The following is a 13,211-nucleotide window of genomic DNA, read 5'->3' on the forward strand; positions in this document are numbered from 1 at the left end:
GAGTGCGAAGATGGCAAAAACGTCAAACAGCGATTCTCCAATGGAACGGGGAATCGCTGCTCTGTTATTCTATTTAGGTTCATGGAATTCAGCTGAATCCCATGACCGGATGCGGAATGTACGGTTCTTCCAGCCGCTTCAGCTCAGATTCTGTCAGCCGGATCGAGACCGCCGCGGCCGCATCCTCCAGATGTGTCATCTTAGTCGCTCCTACAATTGGCGCCGTCACCGGCTTCTTCTGCAACACCCAGGCCAGTGCAACCCGGGCCCGCGGAATCCCGCGTTCTTCGGCGATTTCTTTGACTCTTAGCGCGACAGCACGGTCCGCCTCTTCGGTCTTGGCGTACAGGTGCTTGCCGAATTCATCGGATGCCGACCGGGTACTGGTATCTTCCCAATCCCGGGTCAGACGTCCCCTGGCAAGCGGACTCCAGGGAATCACACCGATCCCTTCAGCTTCACAGAGCGGCAGCATTTCACGTTCCTCTTCCCGGTACAGCAGATTCACATAATTCTGCATGGATACGAACCGGGTCCATCCATGGCGTTCAGCGACATGCAGCGCCTGTAGAAATTGCCAGGAATACATAGAGGATGCCCCAATGTATCGGGCTTTACCGGCCTTAACCACATCATGCAGTGCTTCCATGGTTTCCTCGATCGGCGTAGCCGGGTCCCAGCGGTGAATCTGATACAGATCCACATAATCCGTCCCCAGCCGTCTTAGGCTATTATCAATTTCACTCAAAATCGCTTTACGAGACAGTCCGCCACCGTTTGGACCCGGACGCATGGTTCCGTGTACTTTGGTTGCTAGCACAATCTCATCACGTGCAGTGAAATCTTTCAGCGCTCTGCCGACAATCTCCTCACTCGTTCCATCGGAATACACATTGGCCGTGTCAAAGAAGTTAATGCCCAGATCCAGCGCCTTTTGGATAAAAGGCCGGCTCTCTTCCTCATTCAGCGTCCATGAGTGATTTCCCCGTTCCGGAATCCCGTAGCTCATACAGCCCAAGCAAATCCTTGATACCTCAAGTCCGGTAGAACCAAGCTTTACATATTCCATAGATGCAGCCGCCTCCCAAATAGAAAAGATAATAATTACCAATCTATTCAAGTATACCGCTTTTACTATTGATTGGTGGCACCAATATTGGTGCCGCTTGGAGTGCCGGAACCCATCAGATCGCTGCCGGTGGCAAGCTTCAGGAAATTACCAAGGCTGAAGGAGCCGTCGGAGTTCCGGATTACCGAAGGAGTGAGACTCATAAAGTCAGCGCTGCTGGCGACGAGGCCCTTGGCATTGGTGCTGGCGTTGCTCTTCCACCATACATTGGTGCCGGAAACATCGGTGCCGCTTGTTTTGTCACTAGAGGTTCCGGCAAAGCTTAAGTTATTCGTAAATACATGGGTGCCCGAATCAAATGCAAAGTTGCTCTCCCCATTATTCCATGAGGTGTTATTCGTTAATTGAATCGAACCTGGATTGCTGTTATAAGTAAAGCCGTGTTTTTTGTTCTGGAAGGCTACACTGTTCATTACAATATGATTCACCGCAATTTTATCTCCACCCAGCTTGAAGCCGTTACCATCACTGTTGGTGGTCGTATTGCCATCTGATGTTTGGCCATTCTTGTAGGCGACACTGTTCTTGATTGTTACAACACCAATAGGACCTGTCTCTGATTTGGCATACAAATCCCATCCATCATCTGTATTCCATGCCGAAATACATTTATCGAATACATTGCCGGGTCCGATGGTCAGCTTGGCGGCGAAACCGTCCGCATCCTCCCCGTTGTCAGGGTCGAAATTGTCATGAGAATAGACGCCGATAATTTGGTTGTAACTTGGCCAGTCGCTCATACTGGAAGCTGTAGATGCATAGCGGCTGATCTGCAGTCCGGAATCCCGGTTATGGTGAGTCTCGACATTCTCAATGATGTTATAGTTCCCCCCGATGAAGATCCCGTTATCCCCGGCTCCTTTGACTTCAAGTCCTTTTACAGACCAATAGTGGCCAAAGATTTGCAGTCCGCGCTCCGTGGAAGCAAAGCTTTCACCGGAGAAATCGAGTACCGGATTTTCACTTCCGTAAGCCGCAATAATTTTGCGAGAGCTGGAAGTACCGCTGTTGTCCCGTTCAATCGTAACTGGTGATGCAAAGGAATACGTACCGCCCCGCAAGTAGATTGTGCCGCCTGCAGCGACTTTGGTCAGCGCTGATCCCAGAGTGGTCGGGCTTCCAATGGTTCCCGGATTACTTGCCGAACCGTTAGGTGCAACATAAAGCGTACCTGAAAGCGGAGGCGAAGTTGGTGTTACCGTAGTTGTTGGCGCTGGCGTTGGCGTTGGCGTTGCCGTTGGAGTAGGTGCTACTGTCGGATTAGTGGTTGGTGCAGCAGTATTTGTTGCGGCGGGTGTAGCGGTAGGCGTTGATGTGGCATCGCTTACAATGACATTATCGAACTTAGCAGAGGTCTTATATGCTACTAATCCGATACCTCCTGATGATAAAATGTTATCGTGTGCATTTAACTGCAGAGCATCATTCACATACATGTTAATCGAATCTCCGCTTAGTTCAAGTTTGACCGTATATACAGTTCCTGCGGTAATAGCATAACCGGTTTTCATTGCGAGCGTAGTACTTACACCACCGGACTTTTTGCGAATTTCGAGTGTACCGCCATTCGAGTTGGAGATCGAAGCGGCATAATAGTTATTCCCGTCCGCATAGCGACCGCATACATAAGTCCGGTTACTGCCATTGAAATTATCGACCTTTATGTCAGCCTGAACGCTATAATCGCTCCACGAGCTGCTGCCTGCGGAGGTACGTCCTTCGGAACTGCCGGATTGAAAATATACATGAGAGCTGCCATCCTGGACCACAGACCATGTGCCTGTCGTAGGGTTCCAATTACCGGTGCTGCCGGACTCAAAATCATCACTGAAGATGCTTGCTGCCTGTACTGAAGGAATACCCCACTGCAAACCGCCAAAAGCAAGTACAGCAGAAAGACCAATCCATGCGGTGAAAGCAAATCTCTTTTTTATTTTCACGTTAACATTTACCTCCAGAGTGTTTTATTTTTTTAGAACCAGTTGCAGCTATTGCATTATCGCATTCTTATTGCTGTCCATACAAACTACAGCTTATAGTGACCATCGCACTCCCCCTTGAGTGATGATATGCAGATTGCTGCAAAATTAGTTTTTTTGCAGCAATCAACCTAATCTTCACTATAAGTAAATATTTGTAATTGTATAGCTATTTTTTAGGTTTATTATTACAAATATGTGAATTGCCAGGATTTTCATTAGATTTCCTGTATTCCATTTGGATTTTGCATAGCAAATGGAGAAAAGACCCGCAAAAACAAAAAAATGTTTTTGCGGGTCTTTTCACATACTTCCTATCCTTTTATGCTCAGCTTTGGACAAATGGCTTCAGCTTCTGTAAAAGAGTCTGCAGTTGCTCGGAGCACTGTCCATACATCTTCTTTGCCTGTTCATTTTGGGTAGACAGGCTGAACAGCTCAAGATCCGCTTCACATTTCTTTAGCAGTGCGTAGAGCTGAGGTTTTTCCTGCGTCTGTGGAACCTCAACATTATCTGTGTACAAGTCCACGGTAAGTTCACCGTACGAATCGACCTGTCCCAGAAACACATTTTCCGCTGTCAGGTTCAGCTTTTCGAGCGCTCCTTGCAGCCACCCGCGCGTCAATCCCAAGGCATCCAGCGGCTCATCCATGATCTTGCCATCCATAATAACGGCTTGGGTCTCTTGCTCCGGTGCAACCTTTACACCTAAATGCTTAGGTGTTAACGGTTGGTTCTCCCGTGTAAGCAGAACATTAATCGCCCCGTCCGACTCCATAATGGCGAACTCCACATCGGCAACCTTAAATACATCCTTTTTCCTTAGCTCCTCCAATAATTCGTCGGTCGTCAGACGTTCTTTTTTCATATTGTCCTCAAGAATTTTCCCGTCCTTAATCAGCACGGTCGACTTGAAATCAATAAAGTCTCTGGCTTTTTTGCTCTTCATTTGCACGAACTCAATCCCCAGTGAGAAGGCGACCCAAACAATTAGAGCAATAATCCCCAAATGCCAGGTCTTGTCGGTGTCCAAGGAAATATAGGCAGCAATACTCCCAACGGTAATGCCCGTAATATATTCGAAGAACGAGAGCTGTGAAACCTGTCTTTTACCAAGCAGCTTCGTTAAAAAGAAAAGCACAACCACAGCAAAAGCAGTACGCCATATAACCTCAAGCCATTCCGGCATTTTTGTTGCCTCCCTGTTAACCTGTATTCTTGTCATTGCTCTTCATTATTTGTCATAAGGTGCGGGAATAACCATGAAATATTTTCTGGTCCTACGAACAGGAATACAATATCAGAACCCAGCAGATACTATGTCGCGGTAATACGCACCACCATTCGAAGGAGGGAAAAGAAATGACAGTAGCCTCACAAGTTAAAACCTGTGTATCTTCCTTGAAGAGTGCCCAGGCAAGCCTGGAGCAGTTTGCCATGGAAACGCAGAATAAGGAAGCGAAGACCCTGTTCACCAATGCAGCTCAGCAAACCCAGCAGATCGTAAATCAGGTAGAATCCCGGGTGACTGAGCTGGAGAACGAGGAACCGCAGTATAAAGGTTTTTAAGTTAATTCTACAGAACTTTGCAGAAGGGGGAGTCCCAAAAGCCAAATGGCTGCTAGGGATTCCCCCTTAGTTTTGGTAAAATGGAAGTACATCCAGAAACTAGTGTTTCCATGACCTCCTATTTATTGTATTTATTTATAAAATATGACTGAATAGATGATGTCAACAAAACATGGATTTATATGACTTTACTTCAAAAGTAAAAAACGCTTTGGCGAGGAATAGCTTCCTGTCCAAAGCGCATTTGATACATCCGTACCCGCTAAGTATTGTCACCCTATTTATGCTGGAGGTGTTCTTCGTCACTGGATAAAAAACCGGCGAGCTCCACTTTTCTCCCCGTCCGCGCACTCTCCAGTGCACCGAACACCATCGCCATACTTTTGCGGTTGTCACGGCAATCGGTTTCTGCTGGACGCTGTTCTGCCAGAGCCTGGAACATCTCCTCGAGACATCCGTGATGGAAGGTATCCTTCATCTCTACAGCTACTCCCTCCACCCGTTCATAATCACGAATGAATTTACCGTCCGCAACACCGTCTGCTACCTTTTCGGCATAGGGCATCCCTTCGCCATCCCAGACCGCAGTTCCCAGGTCTCCCTGTATCCGCCATGAGGCTTCCCAGGAAGTTGGAGCGCCTTCTGCACACCAAGAACCTTGATAACAGAAGACAGAACCATCCGACATTTCAAAAATACATACTGCTGAGGCATTTCCCGCGTACCAGGACCCTACCGGGTTGAACTCCTGACAATATACACTTACTGGATCAGCACCACTAATAAACCGCGCCTGGTCGAAGGTGTGAATCGCCATATCAAGCAGCAGCGGACTCTCCATCACATCCCGGAATCCGCCAAAATGCGGTGCCAGGAAAAAGCTCGCTCCGATATAGCCTATCCGTCCAATTTCCCCATCCACTATCAGCTGGCGCAGGGAACGTATACGCAGATCATACCGCCGGTTCTGCATGACGGCATGACTCCGGCCGGTGCGTTCCGCTAAAGAAACAATGGCGTTGCATTGTTGCATGGTCTCAGCCAGCGGTTTTTCGCTGAATACATCACATTGACGTGTGAGTGCTGTGCTGGCAACCCCATAATGGCTGGACGGTATGGTTATATCAAACACCAGGTTTGCCCCAGTATCTTCAATCGCCTGTCCAATATCCGTAAATACAGGACAGTCCAAACCATATTTGTCCGACATCGCCGCCGCAGCTTCCAGCCGGATATCCACTAGTGCAACAATTCGGACATCTGTGCGCCTCATAGCATAACTGATCCACTCATTGGCCATTCCTCCACAGCCGGCAACGGCTACGCGATATGTCGCTGTCATAGAAGCTTCCCCGCTTTCTGCATTAGACCGGATTTGGGATAAAGCTACCCCCGCGGCAATGCTTCAAATATTGGAGTGCATGGACCTGACCGGTCATTTCCAGCTCATCGCGATACACGGGATCATGCCACCCCTCGATGTCAATGGTGCCCTTGTAACCGGCCTGCCGCAGAATGGTGATTACATCCGTCCAATTCGTATCTCCAAAACCAGGAGTCCGGTGCCATACATAAGGCTTGGGGCCATGAATCCCGTATTCTTTGATGATATCCCAGGCAATCGTTGCATCCTTGCCATGCACGTGAAAGATTTTATCAGTCCATTTGCGCAGCTGCGGAATCGGATCAATTAGCGCGACCATCTGATGGCACGGTTCCCATTCCAGACCGAGATTATCTGCAGGAACGGCGTTGAACATTTTTTCCCAGGCTGTTGGGTTGTGGGCGATATTCCAGTCTCCCGTCTGCCAGTTTCCGTCCATGGAGCAATTCTCAAAAGCAATTCGGACCCCTTTGTCAGCAGCCCGCTTCGAGAGTTCTCCGAATACTTCTGTGAATTTCGGAATCGATTCATCAATCGGCAACCCGGTCAGTCTGCCTGTGAATCCGGAGACCATATCCGTACCGAATAAATGGGCATGGTCAATCAAACGTTCCCAGCTCGCCAGGGTGTCGGCATTGTCGCCGGTTCCCGTCAGCGGATTCCCGAAGATACCCACCGAGGAAATCATAAAATGATGTTCAGCAGCCAGTTCACGCACCCGTGCCGCCGTCTCCACCAGATCCGTTTCTCCTGTAGTCTGCCAGAATGTCAGGCTGAAGGATTCAAAACCATGCTTAATGATTTGGGGAATCACACGGACTGCATCCGTTGCCCCGACAAGTGTTCCGATTCTAATGTCTTCCTGCATCTTGTATACCACTCCAATATTGGTTTATAGTAAGTTCAGCAACCCAAGTATATAGCGCATCTGTAGCGAAATCTCTTCTTATCTTGTGCGAAAATAGCTGAATATTGTGGGAGTTGACGTGGCTGTGACTTATCCGAAGGAATTGAAGGAACATCCTCAGCTTGAAGAAAAGATCTACCCGTTCCGCGTGTTTTTCAATCAATACCGGGATGCCAAGGCAGAGCAGAACATTCTTTTTCTACATTGGCATGAGCATTTCGAGATTATTGTGATGCAGCAAGGCAGAGCAATCTTCCATATTGACAGTAAGCCTTATGAAGCCGGACCGGGTGATGTGATCCTCGTGCCTTCTGGCGGTCTTCATGTCGGCTACAGTTTGAGCAGAGGGGATATCGAATACGTGTCCATAGTGTTCCATAGTTCATTATTCAAAGACCGGAATCAGGATTCGCAGCATGAGTTATTTGTGGCCCCCTATTTGAATAATTTGTATCATTTCCCGGTCAAGCCTGTAGAACAGAACCCGGTGTGCGGCACCTATTACCCCTTGCTGGCCTCCGTTATTCAAGAGGTTCAGGAGAAGGGGCCTGCTTTTCAATTGGTTGTCAAAAACCAGCTGCATCTGTTCTTCACCCTGCTCTCACGGACTTTTCCGCCCCGGCAGATGTTAGGCAGGTATCACAGTGAACGCCAATCCATTAACCAGGAACGCTTCAAACCGCTGCTGGAATATCTGGAACTGCATTATGACGAGAAAATATCGATTGAGTATGCTGCCAGATTCGTAAATCTCAATCCGTACCATTTCTGCAAAACCTTCAAAAAACTGACCGGACGCACCTTTGTCGAATATGTAAACCTCTGCCGGGTGAATGAGGCCGAACGGCTCCTGCTGGAAACGGACTACACGGTAACGGAAATTTCCGGAAAAGTCGGCTGTGATAATCCCAATTACTTCACAAAACTCTACAAGCAGTACAAGGGGCTTACCCCCTCAGCTGCGAGAAAATAGGGATTGCTGAGTCCACAGCTGTCATGTTTTTACGGATCAGTCTGTAGAAAAAAGCACCGTTCATAATCTGTGAACGGTGCCGAAAGAAGGCTATCGAAATTAATCAAGGGTATAGGGTTCAAGGCCCTGAGGCAGGGGTGCCGGACGAACACAGGTGCTCTCCATTTCATAGAACCGCTGCGAATCGGAGGAGTCGTGAAAAGCCCACATCGCTTCCAGCACATGGTAAGCCAACTCTCCACTGGCCCGGTGCGGGCGCCCGCTGCGGATAGCATATGCCATATCCGCCGGACCGATCCCCCGGGTATTCTGGTCGTAGCCCGGCAGGAGCGCCTGCTCACGCCATTCATTTTCACCTGTCTTACGGTATCTGACGATGCCCCCGAATGTGTTCGGATCCGGCACCTGAAGGGTTCCTTCCGTGCCGTAGATCTCAATCGGCGGCAAATCGCTGCCGCCAAACACATCAAAGCTGGTGATCATCGTAGCGATCGCGCCGCTGCTGAATTGCAGCGTTCCGGCGACATGCGTCGGGGTATCGACCGGAATCTTTTGTCCCGCCTTCTTCTCGCTTGTGATGGTACGTTCCTCCAGTGCTTTCCCAGTCATTCCGGCTACTGTGCGGATAGGCCCCAGGAGCTGCACGAGTGCAGTTAAATAATACGGTCCCATATCGAACATAGGGCCACCACCCGCAGCATAATAGAATTCAGGGTCGGGATGCCAATGCTCATGCCCCCTCCCTAACATGAACGCTGTCGCCGCAACCGGGCGGCCAATCACTCCATCCTCAATCAGCTTAAGCGCCGTCTGAATTCCGGCACCGAGGAAGGTTTCCGGAGCACTGCCAACCAGCAGCTCTTTAGTTTTTGCCACTTCCAGCACCTTAAGTCCTTCCTCTCTGGTAACCGTGAGCGGCTTCTCGGCATAGACATGCTTACCGGCCTCCAGCGCACGCAAGGTAATTGCAGCATGAGCAGCAGGGATAGTTAAATTAATTACGATTTCAATCTCAGGGTCTTCCAACAGCTGCTCAACAGTATAGACGAGGGGAATTCCATATTTAGCTGCCTGCTCTGCTGCTCTGTCCGGGTCCATATCCGCACAAGCAGCAAGATCCAGAATCTCGAACTTCTGACAATTCTCCATATAGATGCCGCTGATTTTGCCGCAGCCGATAATGCCAACCTTTACTTTATCCATGTCTTAATCGCTCCTACACTAGAATTGGCTGTCCGCCATGCCACTGTATCCGGCACCTGCCGTTTGCTCCAGATTCGCTGCTGCTTCAGTCTTGCCCTCTGCTGCCCACAGGAGTCCCCGGCGCATCAATTCTTTTACCGGGAGAAGCTCTACAATATCAGCATGGTGCCCAAGCGAATTGTAATAGACCCGTCCATGTCCCCAGCGCTTGGTCCAGACTACAGGCATATCTACGGCTTTGTTCGTTGCGTGTGGCCCTTGCACAACCGGAAATCTTGTTGTCGCCAGCACCTCCACCGCCGGATCAATATGCAGATAATACTGCTCGGAGGTGACTTCGAAATCCTTAATACCTGCTGTCAGCGGGCTGGAGCCTTGGCAGATCTCAACGGTATACTGGACGCCGTCATTGCCTGGATGGGCAACCCATTGCCCTCCCGTCATGAACTGCCAGTCTACATTGGTCCGGAAAGAGTCGCACATGCCGCCATGGCAGCCCGCAAGTCCAGTCCCATTCTGTACAGCAGCCGATACATTATTGACCAGCTCCTGCGCAATTTCTCCCATGGTCCAGACCGGTACGATCAAATCCAGCCCCAGCAGCTTCTCCTTATCAGCGAATGCTTCCAGCGTATTTGCTACCTCTACCTCGAACTGAGCTTCACGCAAAATCTCCGCAAATATTCCGGCGACCTGCTCCGGCTCATGTCCATCCCAGCCGCCCCATACGATTAATGCTTTCTTCATCATTGTCACTCCTTCTCCTACATCATAGTCATAGAATCATTACATCTCGGATAACTCTACCCAGCGCCGCTCCTGCACCGAACGTTCCACAGCTTCCAGCACCGCCTGGCATTTCACCCCATCGTGAAAATTCGGCACGGGCTGACGGCCTTCAGCTGCTGCGGATGACAACTCCAGGATTTCATGAATGAAGGTATGCTCAAAACCTATTGTATGACCCGGCGGCCACCAGGCCTCAGCATAATCATGAACTGGATCGGTGGCGAGAACCCGCCGGAAACCTTGCACATCCTCATCGTCAGAGGTCAGATATACTTCCAGCTCGTTCATCCGTTCGAAATCAAACTTCACACTCCCGAGACTGCCGTTAATTTCAAAAGAATTGGTCGAACGGTGACCTGCAGCAAAACGTGTGGCTTCAAAACTGCCCATGGCACCGTTTGCAAAACGCGCCAGAAACAGTGTGGCATCATCTACAGTTACAGGACCTCTAGGGCCGCCGGCACTTGCTTTTGCACTAAGACCCGTCATTTCTGCAGCCAAAGGGCGTTCCTTGATGAAGGTCTCACTCATCCCGATAACCTCTTTCAGGTCACCTACCAAATAATGAGCAAGATCAATCAGATGAGCTCCGAGATCGCCATGTGAACCGGAACCGGCAATCTCCTTCTGCAGCCTCCATACCAGCGGAAACTCGGGGTCCAGAATCCAGTCCTGCAGAAACCAGGCACGGAAATGATAGATTTGGCCCAGCCGTCCGCTCTCTACCAGCCGTTTGGCCAGCCGCACCGCCGGCGAGAACCGGTAGTTGAAACCCACCATATGCATAACCCCGGCATCCTCTGCCGCCTTCAGCATTTCGCGGGAATCCGCAAGAGTCAAGGCCAGAGGCTTCTCGCAAAAGACATGCTTGCCTGCTTTCACGGCAGCCAGTGCAATCTCTTTATGAGCATCACTGGGGGCGTTAATATCGATCCAATCGATATCGTCACGGCCTACCAGTTCTCTCCAATCCGTAACAGTCTCCTGCCAGCCCAGCTGGTCAGCGGCTTCCTTCAGTGCATCGGCATTCCGTCCGCATAACACAGACATCTCCGGCTTCAGCGCCTTCGGGAAGAACATCGGCAGACTGCGGTAAGCATTGCTATGAGCCTTGCCCATGAACTTGTATCCAATCATTCCAATGCGAAGCTGTTTCATTGAATCCCCCCTGTTCTTAATGATGAAGCACGAACCACAAGCTTGGCAGGAAGCTTCACGCGGATCATCTCATTCCCGGAATTCACTCCCCCGTTCTCCAGAAGCTCCAGGACCTTAGCCGCAGCGATTTCCCCCAGCTGATAAAAGGGTACCCGAACGCTGCTGAGTGCCGGAGTTGTAAGCTCTGCGGCATCCGAATCGTCATAACCGACAATCGCAGGCATCCGGTCCGTGTTGACCCCCAGCTCACGCAGGCCTTGCTGAAGTCCAATAGCCATCCGGTCATTGGCTACCACCACCGCCTCGATATGCTCTAGTTGAGGCAATATGGCCTGCGCGGCTGCCATTCCGCTTCTGCGGCTGAAATTCCCTTCGAACATGAGCGAAGCATCTGCAGGAATCCCCTCTTCCTGAAGCGCCTGCATATACCCCTCCAGCCGGTCGCGGCTGTTGGAATATGCCTGCGGACCATTCAGAAAGGCTATACGGGTGAAGCCTTGACTAAGCAGATGCTTCACCGCCAGCTGGCAGCCTTCGACGTGGTCGGCATCCACCTCATGGAACGATTCCCCTTCATAATGCTGGTTAATCAGGCAGTAGGGATGCCCGTCCTTCTTCAGCTGCCGCAGTGCTTCAAGCTCTCCAGCCTCCTCTTTGGCCCCCAGCACTATACAGGCATCTACCTTGCGCATCCGGAAGAGCCCGCAATAATCCAGCGGCTCATCGGCTTCCCGGAAGATCATCAGCAGATCATAGCCCTCTTCTCTTGCCCGGCTTCCAATTCCGCTTAGAATTTCAGAGAAATAGTACGCGGAGAACAACCGGGCTTTGGGCAGATAAGGCATGACGACACCCAGATTTCCGCTGCGCTTGCGGGCAAAGCTGCGGGCAAGCGAGCTTGGGGTGTAACCAAGCTCCCGTGCGGCGGCAATCACACGCTCCTTGGTCTTTTCTTTGAGCGGACCGACATTGTTCAGTACACGGGAGACCGTTGCTTCTGAAACCCCGGCAAGCTCGGCAACCTCTTTGCGGCTTGCGATAGCAATCATCCTTTCTATAGCCTTTTGTCGAATGTACACGCGTACATTTTCTCATGAAGAACGGCTGGCGTCAATCACCAAAACCGTAATTCGATAAGATTCCATAAACTCAGATAACACCATCCAATATCTTATTCTAACCAGGACTGAACATGCTTCAAAAACCGCTTGGTCGCCGGAGAAGCATATTTCAGCGAATGAACAGCGATCCCTAGCGAACGGAAGCTTCGCTCTTCAAGCTCCAGCATGGCCACGTTATGGTTTTGGCGCTGAATGACCAGTTCCGGCAGAATGCTGATGCCAAGTCCGTTTTCCACCATGGCAATTATGGCATAATCATCTCCGGCCGAGAATTTGATATTCGGCTTAATAGCCGCCTTATCGAGCACCCGTCTGACATCGTAATCCGAACCTGCCTTCGGGATGATGAAATCCTCATGTGCGATCTGCGCAAGCGGCATATACGGCGCCCGGCTTAGGGGATGCTCCTTGGAGAGGACAGCCAGCATACGGTCCTGCTTGAGCGGAATAACCTCGAATTTTTCCCGGGTAGGAAGCGACAAAAAACCGCAATCGACCACTCCGGCTTCAATCCACTGCTCAATTTCCAGATAACCGCCTTCCATGAGCTTAAACTCAATATAGGGATACTCCTTGCGGAATTGCTTGATCATTCCCGGCAGCCAGTGTACAGAAACGCTGGTGAAGGTACCAATGGTGATGGTTCCAGTCTCCAGCCCGTGGATGTCGGCAACCTGCTGCTTCAGTTGCTCGTTCCATTTCATCATTTCACGGATCGGCTGAATCACCTGTTCGCCGTTGATCGTTAGTTTGACTCCTGAACGGTTCCTGACCAGCAGAGTGAAGCCAAATTCCGTCTCCAGGCTGGAGATCGTATGACTGATGCCTGATTGGGTGAAGCCCATCACCTCTGCGGCCCGGGTCAGACTGCCCAGCTCCACGACTTTGAGGAATACTTCATACTTACTAATGCTCAATGCTCGCCACCTCCGGATTTACATTAGTAATACTCATGTATTCTATGATAAACATTCAGTTAACTTATGTATTTCACCATAT

At 50.3% G+C, this 13,211-nt stretch carries 11 protein-coding genes and 1 pseudogene; 2 read left to right on the plus strand and 10 right to left on the minus strand.

Going from position 1 to position 13,211, the window contains the following annotated elements; translation table 11 throughout:
• Window positions 1–88 precede the first annotated feature (88 nt).
• From A3844_RS00750 to A3844_RS00760, 3 genes and pseudogenes are all read right to left on the minus strand, one after another.
• On the minus strand, window positions 89–1,069 hold the full coding sequence (locus A3844_RS00750) for an aldo/keto reductase (protein WP_074083510.1): 981 nt from the start codon (window positions 1,067–1,069) through the stop codon (window positions 89–91).
• Window positions 1,070–1,134: 65 nt separating this feature from the next.
• Window positions 1,135–2,304: pseudogene (locus tag A3844_RS32125) on the minus strand (right-handed parallel beta-helix repeat-containing protein); the annotation flags it as partial.
• Window positions 2,305–3,436: 1,132 nt separating this feature from the next.
• The gene (locus A3844_RS00760) at window positions 3,437–4,297 is read right to left on the minus strand and encodes a DUF421 domain-containing protein (protein ID WP_074083511.1); all 861 of its coding nucleotides are present in this window, start codon (window positions 4,295–4,297) and stop codon (window positions 3,437–3,439) included.
• A 173-nt stretch (window positions 4,298–4,470) separates the two neighbouring features.
• Between A3844_RS00760 and A3844_RS00765 the strand changes: the two genes are divergently transcribed.
• Window positions 4,471–4,677 (plus strand): DUF1657 domain-containing protein, encoded by a 207-nt coding sequence (locus A3844_RS00765; protein WP_074083512.1) that lies wholly within the window; start codon window positions 4,471–4,473, stop codon window positions 4,675–4,677.
• Window positions 4,678–4,954: 277 nt separating this feature from the next.
• Here the strand turns inward: A3844_RS00765 and A3844_RS00770 are convergent, their stop codons facing one another.
• Window positions 4,955–6,019 carry a Gfo/Idh/MocA family protein gene (locus A3844_RS00770; protein ID WP_074106300.1) on the minus strand — a complete coding sequence of 355 codons (1,065 nt, stop codon included), beginning with the start codon at window positions 6,017–6,019 and terminating at the stop codon, window positions 4,955–4,957.
• A gap of 22 nt (window positions 6,020–6,041) precedes the next feature.
• Entirely contained in the window at window positions 6,042–6,929 is an 888-nt protein-coding gene (locus A3844_RS00775) for a sugar phosphate isomerase/epimerase family protein (RefSeq protein WP_074106301.1), read from the minus strand.
• A gap of 124 nt (window positions 6,930–7,053) precedes the next feature.
• Between A3844_RS00775 and A3844_RS00780 the strand changes: the two genes are divergently transcribed.
• A complete protein-coding gene (locus A3844_RS00780; RefSeq protein ID WP_074083515.1) occupies window positions 7,054–7,941 on the plus strand; it encodes a helix-turn-helix domain-containing protein in 888 nt (295 codons plus the stop codon).
• 99 nt (window positions 7,942–8,040) lie between these two features.
• Here the strand turns inward: A3844_RS00780 and A3844_RS00785 are convergent, their stop codons facing one another.
• The 5 genes from A3844_RS00785 to A3844_RS00805 all read right to left on the minus strand — a co-directional run bounded on the left by A3844_RS00785 (window position 8,041) and on the right by A3844_RS00805 (window position 13,129).
• Complete coding sequence (locus tag A3844_RS00785; RefSeq protein WP_074106302.1) at window positions 8,041–9,144, minus strand: Gfo/Idh/MocA family protein; 1,104 nt, start codon at window positions 9,142–9,144, stop codon at window positions 8,041–8,043.
• A gap of 18 nt (window positions 9,145–9,162) precedes the next feature.
• The gene (locus A3844_RS00790; RefSeq protein ID WP_074106544.1) at window positions 9,163–9,891 is read right to left on the minus strand and encodes a ThuA domain-containing protein; all 729 of its coding nucleotides are present in this window, start codon (window positions 9,889–9,891) and stop codon (window positions 9,163–9,165) included.
• Window positions 9,892–9,930: 39 nt separating this feature from the next.
• Window positions 9,931–11,091, minus strand: coding sequence for a Gfo/Idh/MocA family protein (locus tag A3844_RS00795; RefSeq protein WP_074106303.1), 1,161 nt, complete (start codon window positions 11,089–11,091; stop codon window positions 9,931–9,933).
• The gene (locus A3844_RS00800) at window positions 11,088–12,140 is read right to left on the minus strand and encodes a LacI family DNA-binding transcriptional regulator (RefSeq protein ID WP_074106304.1); all 1,053 of its coding nucleotides are present in this window, start codon (window positions 12,138–12,140) and stop codon (window positions 11,088–11,090) included. The genes A3844_RS00795 and A3844_RS00800 overlap by 4 nt, the downstream gene beginning before the upstream one ends.
• A 122-nt stretch (window positions 12,141–12,262) precedes the next feature.
• A complete protein-coding gene (locus A3844_RS00805; protein ID WP_074103734.1) occupies window positions 12,263–13,129 on the minus strand; it encodes a LysR family transcriptional regulator in 867 nt (288 codons plus the stop codon).
• Between the last annotated feature and the right edge of the window lie 82 nt (window positions 13,130–13,211).

Source organism: Paenibacillus helianthi, from assembly GCF_001909055.1.
Taxonomy (GTDB): domain Bacteria; phylum Bacillota; class Bacilli; order Paenibacillales; family Paenibacillaceae; genus Paenibacillus_AQ; species Paenibacillus_AQ helianthi.